Annotated in this window: 16 protein-coding genes; 8 read left to right on the top strand and 8 right to left on the bottom strand. The window is 70.8% G+C overall.

The features are described 5' to 3' along the window. Window positions 1-21: 21 nt before the first annotated feature. The 3 genes from AX769_RS20375 to AX769_RS20365 are packed head-to-tail and all read left to right on the top strand — an operon-like array spanning window position 22 to window position 3,271. Window positions 22-1,311, top strand: coding sequence for an aminotransferase class V-fold PLP-dependent enzyme (locus tag AX769_RS20375; protein WP_082763971.1), 1,290 nt, complete (start codon window positions 22-24; stop codon window positions 1,309-1,311). After that, window positions 1,311-1,763 (top strand): Fe-S cluster assembly sulfur transfer protein SufU, encoded by a 453-nt coding sequence (gene sufU, locus AX769_RS20370; protein WP_066282797.1) that lies wholly within the window; start codon window positions 1,311-1,313, stop codon window positions 1,761-1,763. Before AX769_RS20375 ends, sufU begins: the two co-directional genes overlap by 1 nt. Before the next feature lie 56 nt (window positions 1,764-1,819). After that, window positions 1,820-3,271 carry an FAD/NAD(P)-binding protein gene (locus AX769_RS20365; protein WP_066282795.1) on the top strand — a complete coding sequence of 484 codons (1,452 nt, stop codon included), beginning with the start codon at window positions 1,820-1,822 and terminating at the stop codon, window positions 3,269-3,271. A gap of 22 nt (window positions 3,272-3,293) precedes the next feature. On the opposite strand, the gene AX769_RS20360 is transcribed toward AX769_RS20365, so the two are convergent. The 3 genes from AX769_RS20360 to AX769_RS20355 are packed head-to-tail and all read right to left on the bottom strand — an operon-like array spanning window position 3,294 to window position 5,718. Then, window positions 3,294-4,010 (bottom strand): LLM class flavin-dependent oxidoreductase, encoded by a 717-nt coding sequence (locus AX769_RS20360; protein WP_255359434.1) that lies wholly within the window; start codon window positions 4,008-4,010, stop codon window positions 3,294-3,296. Beyond that, window positions 4,007-4,357 carry an LLM class flavin-dependent oxidoreductase gene (locus AX769_RS25815; RefSeq protein ID WP_255359410.1) on the bottom strand — a complete coding sequence of 117 codons (351 nt, stop codon included), beginning with the start codon at window positions 4,355-4,357 and terminating at the stop codon, window positions 4,007-4,009. Before AX769_RS25815 ends, AX769_RS20360 begins: the two co-directional genes overlap by 4 nt. A gap of 2 nt (window positions 4,358-4,359) precedes the next feature. After that, complete coding sequence (locus AX769_RS20355; RefSeq protein WP_066282792.1) at window positions 4,360-5,718, bottom strand: O-acetylhomoserine aminocarboxypropyltransferase/cysteine synthase family protein; 1,359 nt, start codon at window positions 5,716-5,718, stop codon at window positions 4,360-4,362. Window positions 5,719-5,816: 98 nt separating this feature from the next. Here AX769_RS20355 and AX769_RS20350 point away from each other — a divergent pair, with 98 nt between their 5' ends. Both AX769_RS20350 and AX769_RS20345 read left to right on the top strand, forming a co-directional pair. Beyond that, window positions 5,817-6,566, top strand: coding sequence for an alpha/beta hydrolase (locus tag AX769_RS20350; RefSeq protein WP_066282791.1), 750 nt, complete (start codon window positions 5,817-5,819; stop codon window positions 6,564-6,566). A gap of 163 nt (window positions 6,567-6,729) precedes the next feature. Continuing rightward, window positions 6,730-8,058, top strand: a complete 1,329-nt coding sequence (locus AX769_RS20345) for an LCP family protein (protein ID WP_066282790.1) — start codon at window positions 6,730-6,732, stop codon at window positions 8,056-8,058. Between the two features lie 32 nt (window positions 8,059-8,090). Here the strand turns inward: AX769_RS20345 and AX769_RS20340 are convergent, their stop codons facing one another. Continuing rightward, window positions 8,091-8,459 (bottom strand): VOC family protein, encoded by a 369-nt coding sequence (locus AX769_RS20340; RefSeq protein ID WP_066282788.1) that lies wholly within the window; start codon window positions 8,457-8,459, stop codon window positions 8,091-8,093. A gap of 62 nt (window positions 8,460-8,521) precedes the next feature. Here AX769_RS20340 and AX769_RS20335 point away from each other — a divergent pair, with 62 nt between their 5' ends. Beyond that, a complete protein-coding gene (locus AX769_RS20335) occupies window positions 8,522-8,986 on the top strand; it encodes a MarR family winged helix-turn-helix transcriptional regulator (protein WP_066282785.1) in 465 nt (154 codons plus the stop codon). A 287-nt stretch (window positions 8,987-9,273) separates the two neighbouring features. Here the strand turns inward: AX769_RS20335 and coaBC are convergent, their stop codons facing one another. Then, complete coding sequence (coaBC, locus tag AX769_RS20330) at window positions 9,274-10,500, bottom strand: bifunctional phosphopantothenoylcysteine decarboxylase/phosphopantothenate--cysteine ligase CoaBC (RefSeq protein ID WP_066282783.1); 1,227 nt, start codon at window positions 10,498-10,500, stop codon at window positions 9,274-9,276. 166 nt (window positions 10,501-10,666) lie between these two features. Here coaBC and AX769_RS20325 point away from each other — a divergent pair, with 166 nt between their 5' ends. Beyond that, on the top strand, window positions 10,667-11,428 hold the full coding sequence (locus AX769_RS20325; protein ID WP_157887751.1) for an NRDE family protein: 762 nt from the start codon (window positions 10,667-10,669) through the stop codon (window positions 11,426-11,428). A 129-nt stretch (window positions 11,429-11,557) separates the two neighbouring features. Here AX769_RS20325 and AX769_RS20320 read toward each other — a convergent pair whose 3' ends face one another. From AX769_RS20320 to AX769_RS24315, 3 genes are read right to left on the bottom strand one after another with little or no spacing between them, the layout of a single operon-like run. Continuing rightward, window positions 11,558-11,953, bottom strand: a complete 396-nt coding sequence (locus tag AX769_RS20320) for a hypothetical protein (RefSeq protein ID WP_066282778.1) — start codon at window positions 11,951-11,953, stop codon at window positions 11,558-11,560. Window positions 11,954-12,001: 48 nt separating this feature from the next. Continuing rightward, on the bottom strand, window positions 12,002-13,174 hold the full coding sequence (locus tag AX769_RS20315; RefSeq protein ID WP_157887750.1) for an MFS transporter: 1,173 nt from the start codon (window positions 13,172-13,174) through the stop codon (window positions 12,002-12,004). Continuing rightward, a complete protein-coding gene (locus AX769_RS24315; RefSeq protein ID WP_157887749.1) occupies window positions 13,123-13,383 on the bottom strand; it encodes a hypothetical protein in 261 nt (86 codons plus the stop codon). Before AX769_RS24315 ends, AX769_RS20315 begins: the two co-directional genes overlap by 52 nt. A gap of 135 nt (window positions 13,384-13,518) precedes the next feature. Between AX769_RS24315 and AX769_RS20310 the strand changes: the two genes are divergently transcribed. Then, the gene (locus AX769_RS20310; protein WP_066282777.1) at window positions 13,519-14,868 is read left to right on the top strand and encodes an NtaA/DmoA family FMN-dependent monooxygenase; all 1,350 of its coding nucleotides are present in this window, start codon (window positions 13,519-13,521) and stop codon (window positions 14,866-14,868) included. Window positions 14,869-14,972: the final 104 nt, after the last annotated feature.

Here is a 14,972-nt window from a genome sequence, read left to right as displayed (position 1 = left end):
CAGCTGTGTGATCGTTGACAGGTGATCACCGGCACCGACTCTCGCAGCGCTCTCTTCCGGGCGGACTTCCCGTCGCTCCAGCAGGAGGTGAACGGCCACCCGCTCGCCTACCTCGATTCGGGGGCGACCGCTCAACGCCCGGTGCAGGTGCTCGACGCCGAACGCACCTTCCTCGAGACCACGAACGCCGCCGTGCACCGCGGCGCGCACACCCTCGCGGCCCTGGCCACCGAAGCCTACGAAGACGCGCGTGAGACCGTGGCACGCTTCATCGGGGCAGGCAGCGCCGACGAGGTCGTCTGGACCGAGAACGCCACCGACGCCCTCAACCTCATCGCCTATGGCATCGGCAACGCGACCCTCGGTCGCGGCGGCCCCGCTGCGGCACGCCTGGTGCTGGAGGCCGGCGACGAGATCGTCGTCACGGAGGCCGAGCACCACGCCAATCTCGTCCCCTGGCAAGAGCTGGCCCTCCGCACCGGGGCCACCTTCCGCTACGTGCCCGTTCGCGACGACGGCACCTGGACGGTCGACGACGCGGCATCCGTGATCACCGCGCGCACCCGGATCCTGGCTTTCGCCCACGTCTCGAACGTGACCGGGTTCGTCGCGCCGGTCGACGAGCTGGTAGAGCTCGGGCACCGCGTCGGAGCGCTCGTCGTGCTCGATGCCTGCCAGTCGGCTCCGCACCGCGCCATCGACGTGCAGGCGCTCGGCGTCGACTTCGTCGCGTTCTCGGGCCACAAGATGCTCGGGCCGACCGGCATCGGCGTGCTCTGGGGCCGCCCCGAGCTGCTCGACGCGCTGCCCCCCTTCCGCACCGGCGGCTCGATGATCTCGACCGTGTCGATGGACGAGACGACGTACCTGCCCGCCCCGCAGCGCTTCGAGGCCGGCACTCAGCCCGTCTCGCAGACCGTGGCGCTCGCCGAGGCGATCCGCTACCTCGACGCGGCGGGCTTGGGCTGGGTGCAAGAGCACGAAGAGCGCCTCGCGCAGAAGATGCTCGCCGGCCTCGCGGCGATCCCGGGCATCCGCACCGTCGGGCCGCCGCTCGGCGTACCGCGTTCGGGCCTCGTCAGCTTCGACGTCGACGGGGTGCACGCCCACGACGTCGGGCAGTTCTTGGACGCCGAGGGCATCGCCGTGCGAGTCGGCCACCACTGCGCGCAGCCGCTGCACCGCCGCCTCGGCGTGACAGCCACCACCCGCGCGTCGACCTACCTCTACACGACCGACGACGAGGTCGACCGGTTCCTGGCCGCCACCGCCGAGGTGCGCGGCTACTTCGGCGTCGAGAGGGCGCGCTGATGGCCGACTTGCTCGCCGGCCTCTACCAGCAGGTCATCCTCGACCACGCCAAGGCGCGCACCGGCGACCACGCGCTGGAAGGCTTCGACGCCGAGCACTTCGAGAAGAACCCGACATGCGGCGACGAAATCACCGTGCGAGTCCGGCTCGAGGGCGACAGCGACAGGATCGCCGAGTTGGCCTGGCAGGGTGACGGCTGCAGCATCTCGATGGCCTCGGCCTCGGTGCTCGCCGACATGGCCCCGGGCCTCACGCTCGCCGAGCTGGGCGAGCGGGTCGACGCCTTCCGGTCGATGATGCGCTCGCGCGGGGCCGACGAGCCCGACGAAGACCTGCTCGGCGACGCCGTCGTCTTCCAGGGAGTCTCGAAGTTCGTCATGCGGGTGAAGTGCGGCATGCTCGCCTGGGTCGCCGCCGAGGCCTGCTCGAGAGAACTCTCCGTCCGCTCATAGGAGGCTCTTGGCCGGCACCAGTGCATTCCCTTGCATGAATCACTACCGTTGCCCGCATGAGCCCTCATGCAACCGTCGGCAGTGACGAGATCCTCATCGTCGGAGGGGGCGCCAGCGCCGTCTTCGTGACGTTCGCGCTTCGCGACCGCGCGGCAGTCGGAGGAACGCCTGCACCTCGCATCACCGTCGTCGGGCGCGAGCCCGAGGTCGGCCGCGGCCTCGCCTACGGGCGCGCGGACGAACACCACCGCCTCAATAGCCCTGCCGGCAAGATGAGCCTCTCGGCCACCGACGATGCCGCCTTCCTCCGCTATCTCGACGAGGTCGGCTGGCGCGATGTCGACGGCTCGGCGGCAGGAGCAGGCACCTTCGTTCCGCGTCGCGTCTTCGGCGACTACGTGGCGTCGAGCTTCGCTGCCCTGTCGGGAAAACCGGATTCCGGTGTGCGGTTCGTCCAGGGCGAGGTCGTCGACGTGGCGGAGGGCGAGATCTCCGGTCTTATCGACGGGCAGAGTGCCGACGGGCGCCGCGTCGACGGGCCGAGCGCTGGCGGGCCGAGCGCTGACGGGCCGAGCGCTGACGGGCCGAGCGGCGACGCGGGCGTGACCGCGACCCTCGCCGACGGCCGCACGCTGTCGGCCGACCGCGTCGTGCTGGCGCTCGGCAACCCGGCCCCGGGCCTCGTGCCGTCGAACGCCCAGCGGTCGATCGACGATCCGTGGGCGCCCGGCGCTCTCGACCGTGTCACCGCGAGCGATCGCATCCTGCTGATCGGCACCGGCCTCACCATGATCGACGTCGCGACCTCGCTCGCGCGCCGAAGCCCGGGCATCCGCTTGACGGCCACCAGCCGCCACCTGATGCTGCCGGCCGTGCACCTCACCGGCCCCGCGGCCCCCGGGCCCGGCCTCGGCGACGACGTCTCGACGCTCGGCGAGATGGCCACGCTGTTCGGGCGGCAGTTGCGCGATGCGACGGCTACAGGATCCCCGTGGCAGGCAGTCCTCGACGGCCTGCGACCGCAGACGCAGGCCCTGTGGCTCCGGCTCTCCGTCGCCGATCGCGAGCGCTTCCTCGCCCACGCCGCCCGCCGGTGGGACGTGCATCGTCACCGCATGGCGCCCGCTGTCTGGGCTGAGCTCTCGGCTCTGCTCGAGGACGGTACGCTCACGCTGAAGTCGTCCGGCGACGTCGCGGGAGAGTCGTTCGACGTCGCGATCAATTGCACCGGGCCCGCGTCGGTGGCGTCAGCGGGCTGGAGCCCGCTCGTCGACCGGCTGCTCGGGCGCGGCACGATCGTCGCCGACCCGACGGGCATCGGAGTCGACGCGGACCCGTCCGGCTTCGTCCGCAGCGCCGACGGCGAGCCGTCGACGCGCATCCTGACCATCGGCGCAGCGCTCAAGGGCGCCCTCTGGGAGACCGTCGCCATCGGCGAAGTGCGCCAGGTGGCCTACCGCATCGCCGATGCGGTGCTCGCCCCCGCCTCCGCCGAAGTCGCCGCCTAGCGGAAGCCGATTTCGCGCGACCTCAGACGACGGGAGTCGCGGCCCGCGCCGGGACGAGCGGGAAGACGTCGCGCGCGATGCGCTCGAGCTCTTCGTCGAGCGGGCTCGACTGGATCAGGAGCAGCGTCAGACCTGCATCCTGGTAGGCCCGGATCTTGTCGGCGACCTGCTCGGGCGTGCCGACGAGGTTCGGGCGGAGGCCGCGGGTGCCGACCGAGTACTCGCGCTTCGAGAGCTCGACGTCGAGGTTCGAGTGCGCGCGGAACTCCTCGAACGAGGCGTAGCCGGGCGAGTCCGGATCGACCTCGGTGATGCGGTCGAGCTCTTTCTGGGCCTCGGCCTCGGTGTCGCGCACGATGACGTAGGCGGCCATGCCGTACTCGCGAAAGCGCTCGCCCGTGATCCGGAGGCGCCGCTCGTCCATGTCCTGCACCTTGTCGGCCACCTCGTCGAGGGTGCCGCCGTGCAGCACGTAGCTGTCCGCGAACGCGGCGATCGCCTCGCGGCCGGCCTCGCTCTCGCCGCCGGCGAAGATGGCAGGCAGGGCCGCCGGCTTGGGCTCGAGGATCGCGCCCTCGGCCTTCCAGAACGCGCCGTCGTAGTCGAAGCGAGGCTCGGTCCACATCCCGTGCAGGATCTCGACGAACTCGGTCGCCTGCTCGTAGCGCCGGTCGTGCGTGGTGAAGACGCCGCCGTACTGCTTGGCCTCCTCGGCCCACCAGGCCGCGACGACGTTCAGAGCGAAGCGGCTCGCGCCCTCGGGGAGAGGCCGGCGATGTCGCTGATCGTGCTCGTCGCTTTCGCGATCACGGCCGGCAGGTGGAAGCCGGGGCGAACCGCGGTCATGACGCGCAGACGCTCGGTGACCGCGAGGATGCCGGTCGAGAGCGACCACGCCTCGAGCGACGGGGCGTCGATGCCTTTGCGGTCGTTGAGGTAGAGCTCGGGCACGAGAGTGGTGTGGTAGCCCAGGCGATCGGCCTGTTGCGAAATCTGCTTGATGTACGACCACGCGGCGGGCATGCCCTCGTCGCCGACGTTGCGGAGGAAGCCCCCGTAGACCGGGGTCCAGTAGCCGAAGTGCATGGTCAGTCCTTTCGTGATGCGGTGCTGCCGACGACGCCTGCAGCGGACGGCACGGTGGCCGGGACGACCGTGTCCAGTGCCTGGCCGAGGTCGGCGATGAGATCCTGCACGTCTTCGAGCCCGATGCTGAGACGGATGGTCGCCCGCGAGAAGCCGGCGTCGCGCAGCTGGTCTTCTGTGAGGTGGCTGTGGGTCGTGGTCGCCGGCTGGATCACGAGGCTGCGGACGTCGCCGATGTTGGCGACGAGCGAGAAGACGCCGAGGGAGTCGACAACGGTCGCGACGGCGTCCTCGCCCGCGGCGACGTCGAACGAGAAGACGGCGCCCGAGCCCTTCGGCAGGTAGCGGGCCGCGAGCTCGTGATACGGGCTCGAGGCCAGCCCCGGGTGGTTGACCTTCGAGACCGCAGGATGCGCCTCGAGGAACTCGGCGATCGCCAGGGCTGACGCCGACTGCCGCGACACGCGCAGGTCGAGGGTCTCGATGCCCTGGAGGATCTGGAACGAGTTGAACGGCGAGAGCGACGGCCCGAGGTCGTGCACCCACTTCGTCTTGGCGTAGACCAGGAAGGCGCTCTTGTCGCGTCCGAAGCGCTCCCAGAGCACGACGCCGCCGACACGCTTGTACGGCTCGGTGAACTGCGGCCACTTCCGAGGCTCGGCACCGAAGTCGAACGTGCCGAGGTCGACGATCACGCCCGCGATCGACGAGCCGTGGCCGCCGAGGAACTTCGTGGCCGAGTGCACGACGAAGTCGGCCCCGAAGTCTTTGGGGCGCTGCAGGATCGGGGTCGCGAGCGTCGAGTCGATGACGAGCGGCACGCCCGCCGCGTGAGCGATCTCGGCGACCTCGGCCATCGGCAGCACGGTGGCGGTCGGGTTGCCGATGCCCTCGGCGAAGAGCACCCGGGTGTTCGGGCGGATCGCTCTGCGCCAGGCGTCGAGGTCGTCCTGGTCGACCAGCGTCACCTCGATGCCGAAGTCGGCGAACGAGTCGGTCAGCAGGTCGATGGTGCCGCCGTAGAGCTGAGCCGGCGCCACGATGTGCTGGCCGGTCTTGACGAGCGACAGGAGCGTGACGGCGACGGCCGCCTGGCCGGAGCCCACGCCGAGGGCCGCGACGCCGCCCTCGAGCGCTGCCATGCGACGCTCGAACACCGCCTGGGTCGGGTTCGCGTTGCGGCTGTAGAGGTTGCCGGGCTTCTCGAGCGCGAAGATCGCCTGAGCCGTGGCGAGGTCGTCGAACTCGTAGGCGGCCGTCTGGAAGATGGGCGTCGCCACGGTGTTCTGCGTCTCGCGCGGCACCACGCCGCCGTGGATCTGAGTAGTGGCCGGGCTGGTCGGGGTCTTCTCGTCAGTCACCGCTCGAGTCTCCTCTCTCGCGGGGCGTGAACGACAGGTGACGGTTGCAATTCGTAACAAATCCCCACCCCGCCGCGAGCCGAGAGACGATTTGTGACATGACTTCTTCCTCTACGCCCGCTCGTCTCGAGCGCACCCCCGCCGCCGGCGTCGTCGTGCGCGGCACCATCGTGGTGCTCGGCGGCCGCGGCGAGACCCCCGAGGTGTACGAGCGCTTCGCCAACCGGATCGCCGTCGACGGCTACCGCGTGGTGGCGTTCGGCGACTCGCGCTCGGCGGCGGACGAGGTCGTGGCCGCTGCCGCCGCCGAGTTCGACGCCACCGAAGCCGGCCCCCGCGTCGTCGTCGGCTCCGACTCCGGGGCCGCCCTCGCCTGGCGCGCGATCGCCGACGGCCGCCTCGGTGCCACCGGAGTCGTCTCGGCCGGAGCCCTGACCGAGGCCGGTGCCGGCAGTGTCGACGGGGCCGCCGAGATCGAGGCCCGGACGGCGTGCCCGGTGCACCGCGGCAAGCTCGCCGCCGACGGCGTGCTGGAGTCGGGTGAGCTGACCCGCACCGACGCCTCCGACGAGGTGACCGACGAGCTGGCCCGTGGCATCCTGGTGCCCGCCCTCGTGCTGCACGGCGAGAACGACGTCATCAGCTCGGCCGAGGCCGCCTTCGTCGTCTACGACTCCCTGCCCGAGGCGCGCCTGTTCGTGCTCGACGACGGCAAGCACGACGTGCTGAACGACATCACGCACCGGCAGGTCGCCGCCCAGATCGTTCAGTTCGTCGAGCGTCTGCGGACGCCCCACCAGGGCCTCCGCCCCGTCGCCCAGCGCCAGCCCGCTGAGCTGGCCGGCTGAGGCCCGCCCCGAAAAGGGGCCGCGAACTGCTCGGATCCCCGGGTCGCGTCGCCTAGGGTTGCACACGAACTCTGTTATCAGTGTGATCAGAGTTGACTGTGAGCACCGGGTTCACAGTGACCACTGAGAGCACCGGCTCTCGGGGACCGGGCGAGGGGCGGCAATGGCGGCTAGCGGTACGACGTCGAGCGCGGCGGGCAGAACGGCTGCCGGGCAGATCCGGCACGGACGGCTGGGGCGCTCGCACCCCGTGGGCGCGCTCGGGAAGCTCGTCGGAGTCGTCGTCGCGGTCGTGCTGATCAGCACGACCGGGGTCGCTGCCTACGCTCTGCACGACGTCGTCACGTCGACGAAACCGCCCGTGCACTTGGCTCAGCTGCCCGGGCACACCGCGACGCCGCTGCCCTCCGCTCCCGCCGGCGAATCCGTCGGCGAGGTCAACATGCTCGTGATCGGGTCGGACACCCGGTCGGGTCAGGCGGGGTACGGCGACGCCGCCGACCAGGCCGCCTCGCAGGGGGCCGGCAACAACGACGTCAACATCCTGCTGCACATCTCGGCCGACCATAAGAGCGCGTCCGTCGTCAGCTTCCCTCGCGACCTCGAGATCCCCATCCCCGCCTGCCCCACGGCCGGCGGCGGCTACTCGTACGCGTCGTCGCAGGACATGCTCAACACAGCTCTCAGCCGTGGCGGCGACGAGGCCCACGGGCTGCAGTGCGCCGTGCTGACCATCGAGAAGCTCACCGGCCTCAACATCCCCTACGCCGCGAGCGTCACCTTCGCCGGCACCGCCGCGATCTCGACCGCGGTCGGCGGCGTGAACGTGTGTCTCGCCACGCCAATCGTCGACGACAACGTCACCCCCGCGCTCAACCTGTCGGCCGGCGAGCACACGCTGGTGGGCGGCCAGGCGCTCGCCTTCCTGCGCAGCCGGCACGGCGTCGGCGACGGGTCCGACCTCGGCCGCATCTCGAACCAGCAGGTGTTCATGTCGTCTCTCGCGCGCCAGCTGACGTCGAGCGGCACCCTGAGCAACCCGTTCACGCTCTACAAGATCGCCAAGGCGGTCACCGAGAACACCACCTACTCCGACACCGTCACCCCCTCCTTCCTGCTCGGTGTGTTCCAAGCGGTGCGGACGGTGGGGCTCTCCAACATGGTCTTCTTGCAGTACCCGGTCGGTGAGGATCCGACGAACATCAACCGCGTGATCCCTAGCGAGTACGCGGCGCAGCAGGTCAACCAGGCTCTCGTCGCCGACCAGCCCCTGGTGCTGACCGGGACGACCGGGGACGGCGCGTCGGTGCAGCCGAGTTCGTCGGCCTCGCCGTCGACCTCGGCTTCTGCGTCCGCCTCACCGTCGACGTCGTCGGCTCCCACGAGCACGCCCACGACCTCGGCCGGCTCGACGTCGACGGTGACGTTGCCGCCGTCGGTCACGGGGCAGACCGCCGCGCAGAAGACCTGCTCGAAGAAGATCCAGTACTGAACGGGGCCTAGCCCGCCGTCACCGTGCGCCGCTCAGGCGCGGTCGTGGAGGGTGATCTGGTAGCCGTCGGGGTCGGCGAAGGTGAACGTGCGGCCGAAGGGGCCGTCGATCGGGCTGGAGACGATCGTCTTGCCGTCGGCCACGAGGGCGTCGTGGATGGCCTGGACATCGGTCGCGTGAAGCCAGATCGCAGCCCCGATGCCGGGTTGCGGGGTGGATGCGATGTCGGTGCCGGGGATGACGTCGCGCAGGGCGAAGGCGATGGGCGTCGTCTCGAAGACGACGGCGTGAGGGGGCCCTGCCTGCGACCGGACGAGGCCGAGGTAGTGCTCGTAGAACGCCTGCGATGCGGCGAGGTCGGTCGCCTGGAGGTTGATGAAGTCGGGTCCGGTGACAGCCATGGTGATGCTCCGTTTCGTTTGTCAGTTTGTTGACACGCATCAACCTATGTCAGAATGCTGACATGAGTCAAGCGGATGAGGGCGTCGACCTGGAAACATCTCTGGGGTATCTGCTGAAGCAGGCCTCCAGTGCGCTGCGCGCTGCGATGGAAGCGGTCCTCCGCCCGCTCGGGATGACGGTGACGCACTACTCGTGCCTCGAATTGCTGGCGCAGCGCCCCGGCCTGTCCAACTCCGACCTCGCCCGGGGCACGTTCGTGACCCGGCAGTCGATGAACGTCCTCCTGCAGTCGCTCGAGCGCGACGGCCAAGTGACCCGCCCCACGGAGGCTCCTGTGGGCAAGGCGCTGCCCACGAGCCTCACCCCGGCGGGCCGCCGGAGTCTCGCGAAGGCGACGGTCGTCGTCAGGGGCATCGAGAAGCAGATGCTCGAGGGGCTGACCGTCGACGATCAGGTCGCCACCCGGCGCATCCTGTCCAGCCTCATCTTCTCGCTGAACCGGTCGATGGGCGACGCCGGCCGCTGACCCGAGTTGCGGGCAGGGGCGCTCGGGGCCGGCCCGGTGGAGCGCGGGCACCGGGCGGAGCGCTCTCGGGGTCGGCCCGTCGGAGCGCGGGCACCGGGCGAGGCGCTCTCGGGGTCGGCCCGGTTGGCGAAACCGGACATCGGACGTGGCGTCGACCGAATGGTGGGACGTGTCGGTCGGCTTCGACCTGAAGTCCGGTTTTACCAACCAGGGACGGGCGGAGCGGGCTGGCGCGGGGCGGCTCGGGGCCGGGCGGGTCGGGGAACGGGGCGGCAGGGCTCGTCGGGCTAGCGCGAAGCGCGCACACTCAGGGCGGCCGTGAGCACCGCGTCGGCCACTGCCGACTTCGCGCCCGTCGCCTCGGCGACGAGAGCGCCCGCCTCGTCGAGCAGCAGCACCGTGTTGTCGTCGGTGCCGAAGCCCTGCGCCCAGCCGACGGCGTTGAGGGCGAGCAGGTCGGCGCCCTTCCGCTGGGCTTTCGCACGCCCGAGCGTCACAAGCTCGTCTCGATCGGCCGCGGTCTCGGCCGCGAAGCCGACGATCACCTGCCCGGGGCGCCGTGCCGCGGTCAGCCCGGCGAGGATGTCGGGGTTCTCGACGAGCCGCAGGGTGAGGGTGCCGTCACCGGTCTCCTTTTTGATCTTGCCGTCGCTGACCTCGACCGGGCGGTAGTCGGCCACGGCCGCTGCCATCACGACGATGTCCGCCCTGTTGGCAGCGGCCGTCATCGCCTCGGACAGTGAGAGGGCCGTCGTGACGTCGACCACGGTGAGCCGGGCGTCGACCGGCACCGGCACCTCGAGATGCGCGGCCACGAGCGTGACCAGGGCACCCCGGGCGAGAGCAGCGACGGCAAGCGCCACGCCCTGCTTGCCGCTCGACCGGTTGCCGAGAAAGCGCACGGGGTCGAGGGGCTCGCGGGTACCGCCGGCCGAGACGACCACGTCGAGGCCCGCGAGATCCTGCGGAGTCGTCGGGGGCTGCAGGATCGCGAGAGCTGCCGCGACGATGTCCTCCGGCTCGCTCATCCGCCCCGGCCCGCTGTCGGCCCCGGTGAGCTGCCCCGACTCGGGGCCCACGATTGTCACACCCCGCGACCGCAGCACCTCGACGTTGTGCTGCGTCGCCGCGTTCTGCCACATCTCGGTGTGCATCGCCGGCGCCACCACGACCGGTGCCTTCGTCGCGAGGATCGTGGTGCCGAGCAGGTCGTCGGCGAGCCCCGTGGCGAGCTTCGCGAGCGTGTTCGCGGTGGTGGGGGCGACGATCACCAGGTCGGCGGCCTGCCCGAGCGCCACGTGCCGGACGGCGGCGACGTCGTCGTAGAGCGACGCGGTCACCGGGTTTCGGCTGAGGGCCTCGAGGGTGGGCAGCCCGACGAACTGCAGAGCCGCCGGGGTGGGCACGACATGGACGTCGTGGCCGGCCTTGACCAGCAGCCGCACCACGCCGACGGCCTTGTAGGCGGCGATGCCCCCGCTGATTCCGACGACGACGGTGAGGCGATCGGCCACGGTGCTCCTCCAGCTCGGTCACTCCAGTCTGCCCCACGTCGTCGCCCCGTCGTCGCCCCGTCGGAAAAACCGGAGATTCGTTCGGCGCAGCAGCCGGCTTCGCATCTCGGTGGTCGGGGCGGCACGGAAGTCCGGTTTTACCGACGGGGCGGCTAGCGTGGAGACCGTGTGCACCGTCGTCATGAGCCTCGACCCGTCCGCCGTGTACCCGGTGGTGATGCTGGGTCTCCGCGACGAGTCGGTCGACCGCCCGTGGGACCCGCCGGGGGCGTGGTGGCCCGAGCGGGGGCCGAGCGTGCGGGGCATCCGCGACCGGGAGGCCGGGGGTGCGTGGCTCGCCGTCGACGACGCGACGTCGAGGGCCGCGGTCGTGCTGAATCGCCACGAGCAGACGCCCGAGCCCCGTGGCGGGTGGGTGACCCGTGGCATCCTGCCGCTCGACGCCGTGAGCCCGGCCGCTTCGGCGGGGGCCGACGGCGGGTGGCAGGATGCCACGGCCCGCCACCCGAAGACCCGCACCTTCAACCTCGTCGAGGCCTCGCCCGGCGGCATCCGCTACACGGCGTGGGACGGCCGCGACGTGGTGACCACGGCCCTCGCTCCCGGTGTGCACGTGATCACGCACGAGGGCCCCGACGTCGCGAGCGTGCCGCGCGAGGTGCGCTGGCTGCCCGAGTTCAGGGCGGCCGCGCGGCCGGACGGCCCGCTCGACGGCGGCAGCTGGGACACCTGGCTCGACGTGCTGCGGGCCAGCTCGCACCTCCCGACCGACGACGACGAGGCGCTCTTCCGCAGCGACGAGATCGATGGCCATCGCTACGCGTCGCTGTCGGTGTCGGTGGTGGCGCTGCGGCCCGGCGAGGTGCTGCTGAAGCACGCCCGGCTCGCGCACCCGGGCCATCTCGAGGGTGCGCTCGACTGGCGCTGACGCGCTGACGCGCTGACGCGCTGACGCGCTGACGCGCAGGTGCCGACGGCACCCGGGTCGCACCACGCGATCCCGTTCGCGCCACGGGATTCAGCGGCGCGAAGCGAATCGCGTGGTGCGAAGCCCGGCTTACTGGTCGCGCGGCCCGCCGCGCAGGATCTTGCGCACCCGCGGCACGGCGAGGCCGAGGATGTCGCCGATGTCGCGCTTCGTGACGCCGGCCTCGTCGAGCTCGTGGGCGGCGTTCGCGAGGGCCAGCCACTCGTCTTCGAGGGCCGTGGCCGAGATGGCCCGCTGGTTCGCCGCCTCATCGAGGTAGCCGGCGGTCTCGCCGGGGTAGACCACGGTCAGCGCGATCTCGACATCGGACGGGTCGACGCCTTCGAAGTCGGCGATGAACGCGCGCGCGACGTCTTCGGACTCGCCCAGCCAGCGGGCCTCGGCCGTGCCGTCGATTGGTGCGATCTCGAGGAGCCATGCGGCCCCGTCGCGGCTGACGGTGACGTCGTACGAAAGAGTTGCCATGGCCCCAGTCTGACAGGCGAAGCGCTCGTCAGGCGCCCCGCGCGAGCGCTACTCCGCCCGCAGAGCCCGCGGGATCGCCCGCCCGCTGACGCCGAGTGCGACGACGGCCACGGCTCCTGCGATCCCGAAGCACGCCACGAACGCCCCCGCCGCCCCGGCCCCGCCGAGCACACCGAACGCCGCGCCCGCCAGCGCCAGCACGACGGCGCCGCCGGCCGAGTCGGCGATCGTGAGCGCCGAGCTGTTGAAGCCCTTCTCGTCGTCGCCCGACCACTTGAGGGTCAGCACCGCGAACCGCGGGTACATGAAGCCCATGCCGAACCCTGTGATCGTCCAGCCCACGATGATCACAACGGGCGAGAGGTGCAACAGTGCGGTCGAGAGGGCCGCCAGGATCCCGACGAGGATGAGCACGACTCCGATGCGGATGCCGACGAGTTGCCGGGGCCGCGAGCCGAGCCGCCCCTGGATCCAGCTGGCCAGCGCCCAGCTCACCGATCCGAGCGTGAGCGTCAGCCCGGACGCCGCGGGCTCGAACCCGAAGAGCGACACCAGCAGGTAGGGGATGTAGATGTCACCGCCCGTGAACGCCGCGCTGACGAGCCCGCGCATCAGAACGAGTGTCGGCACGCCGGCCGCGGCTCGCAGCGTGCGCTTCGGCAGCAGGGGGCGCAGGGCGACCGCCAGCAGCGCGACGGCGAGCACTACGACCAGAGGTTTCGCCCACGTGGGCACCTCGTTCAACAGGTTGAGCGCGACCACCGCGGCTGCGGCACCGGCCGACCATGCGATGCGCGAGAGGCTCCACGACACCCCCGAGGCGGCAGGATCCTCACGCGGCAGCTTCCGGAGGCTCGGCACGATCATCGCCACCGCCGGCACGCACGCCGCCAATGCCCCGATGAACACCCAGTGCCAGCCGAACGCCTGCGTCACCGAGCCCGCGATCACGGGCCCGACGAGCCCGGGGATCACCCACGCGGCGGCGAACCCGGCGAAGACCGACGGGTGCAGCGACGGCGGGTAGAGCCGCGAGACGATCACGTAGAGGCCGACGATCAGGGCCCCCGAGCCGAAGCCCTGCAGCAGCCGGCCGAGCAGCAGGACCGTCATGGTGGGGCTCGTGCCGACGACCAGGAGCCCTGCGCCGAAGGTGATCATCGACGCGATCACGACGGCGCGCGGCCCCGAGCGGTCGGCCCAGTTGCCGGCGACGACCATGCCGACGAGGCTCGTCGCGAGGGGGCCGCGAAGCTCAGCGAGTAGAGCGCCTCACCGCGCAGCTCGCGGCTGATCGTCGGCATGACGGTGGTCACGGCCAGCGACTCGAACGCCGCGATGCCGATCAGGACGACCATGCCGACGGTCGAGAGGAGGTACTGCCGGCTGAAGACGCCGGCACCCCGGGTGTCGACGTCGGTAGTGTTCACCGCTCCAGCCTAAGGCGACCCACAGCGTCACACTGCGCAACATAAAGGCTCGCCATAGGCCATTCAAAGACACGGCGACAACACTCGGGAGAGCCAGTCGAACCTGAAGGCACAGCCAACCCGGAAGGCACAACCATGACCGAACGCAGTCTCCACCTCGGCGTGATCCTGACCGGTGCCGGCGGCCCCGGTCGCCCCAAGACCTGGCTCTACGACGATCTGCCCCTCGACTCGAGCGTCAACGTCGACTGGTACATCGAACAGGCTCGCGTCGCCGAAGAGGGCAAGTTCGACCTGGTCTTCATCGTCGACAGCCAGTTCATCACGCCGAACTCGCCGCCTCACTACCTCAACCGCCTCGAGCCGTTCACCCTGCTCTCGGCGCTCGCCGTCACGACGAAGAACATCGGTCTCGTCGGCACCGCGACCACCTCGTACAACGACCCGTTCAACCTGGCCCGCCGCTTCGCCTCCCTCGACCTGATCAGCCGGGGACGCGCCGGCTGGAACGTCGTGACGACAGGCGACTCGGGCACCTCGGGCAACTACGGCCGTGACGAGCACTACGACTACGACACCCGCTACGGCCGCGCCCACGAGGCGATCGAGGTCATCCAGGGCCTCTGGGACTCCTACGAGGACGACGCCTTCCCTCGCGACCGCGAGACTGGGGCGTTCTTCGACCCCTCCAAGCAGCACACCCTCGACCACCAGGGCACCTACTTCCCGAAGATCGTCGGCCCGCTCAACATCGAGCGCTCGGCGCAGGGTCAGCCGGTCATCTTCCAGGGCGGCGACTCCGACCAGGGCCGCGACCTCGGGGCCCAGCTCGGCGAGGGCATCTTCACGCACGGCGAGAGCTTCGAGAAGACGAAGGCCTTCCGCGACGACATGCGCCGTCGCGCGGCCGAGGCCGGGCGTCGCTGCGACGACCTCCTGATCCAGCCGGGTGTCCGCTTCTTCATCGGCGACACCGACGACGAGGCGCGCGCGCTCGAGCAGCGGGCCAACGACATGAACTGGGACTTCGACCGGGCCCGCGCCGAGTTCGGTCGCGCGTTCGGTTGGTACGACTTCAGCGGGTACGACACCGAGGCACCCTTCCCCGACGTGCGCGAGATCGCGACGCTCGCCTGGAAGACCCGCGCCGACGAGATCACCGACACCGCTCTCGCCGAGGGCCTGACGCTGCGCCAGACCGTCGAGCGATTCTCGGCGCCGAAGCGCGGCCACTTCGTCGGCACGCCCGAGCACGTGGCCGACCTCATCGAGGAGTGGTTCACCGGCGGTGCCGTCGACGGGTTCAACATCTACCTCGAGCAGCCGTCGCAGTTCAGGCGCTTCGTCGACGACGTCGTGCCGCTCTTGCAGCAGCGCGGCATCTTCCGCACCGAGTACGAGTCGTCGACCCTGCGCGGCAACCTCGGGCTCCCCGTCCCCGAGAACCGCCATACCGCTCGCCGCTCACAGAAGGTGCTCGCTTAGGCAACGACTGTCGCCGCTTATCGCAACACTTCGTAACCGTGTGACGCCGTGTGTCGCGCACCGAGCAGGCTCAGTGAAGCGCCTGCGATCATCGCTTCACAACG

Origin of the sequence: Frondihabitans sp. PAMC 28766 (assembly GCF_001577365.1) — a bacterium.
Classification (GTDB): Bacteria; Actinomycetota; Actinomycetes; order Actinomycetales; family Microbacteriaceae; genus Frondihabitans.
This window is presented reverse-complemented; position numbering and strand designations above follow the sequence as displayed.

Bases quoted from the DNA above. Each gene is read 5' to 3' on its own strand.
- sufU (WP_066282797.1), top strand. From the start codon at position 1,311: ATGGCCGACTTGCTCGCCGGCCTCTACCAGCAGGTCATCCTCGACCAC.
- AX769_RS20365 (WP_066282795.1), top strand. From the start codon at position 1,820: ATGAGCCCTCATGCAACCGTCGGCAGTGACGAGATCCTCATCGTCGGA.
- AX769_RS25815 (WP_255359410.1), bottom strand. From the start codon at position 4,357: ATGCACTTCGGCTACTGGACCCCGGTCTACGGGGGCTTCCTCCGCAAC.
- AX769_RS20350 (WP_066282791.1), top strand. From the start codon at position 5,817: ATGACTTCTTCCTCTACGCCCGCTCGTCTCGAGCGCACCCCCGCCGCC.
- AX769_RS20345 (WP_066282790.1), top strand. From the start codon at position 6,730: ATGGCGGCTAGCGGTACGACGTCGAGCGCGGCGGGCAGAACGGCTGCC.
- AX769_RS20340 (WP_066282788.1), bottom strand. From the start codon at position 8,459: ATGGCTGTCACCGGACCCGACTTCATCAACCTCCAGGCGACCGACCTC.
- AX769_RS20335 (WP_066282785.1), top strand. From the start codon at position 8,522: ATGAGTCAAGCGGATGAGGGCGTCGACCTGGAAACATCTCTGGGGTAT.
- AX769_RS20320 (WP_066282778.1), bottom strand. From the start codon at position 11,953: ATGGCAACTCTTTCGTACGACGTCACCGTCAGCCGCGACGGGGCCGCA.
- AX769_RS20315 (WP_157887750.1), bottom strand. From the start codon at position 13,174: ATGGTCGTCGCCGGCAACTGGGCCGACCGCTCGGGGCCGCGCGCCGTC.
- AX769_RS20310 (WP_066282777.1), top strand. From the start codon at position 13,519: ATGACCGAACGCAGTCTCCACCTCGGCGTGATCCTGACCGGTGCCGGC.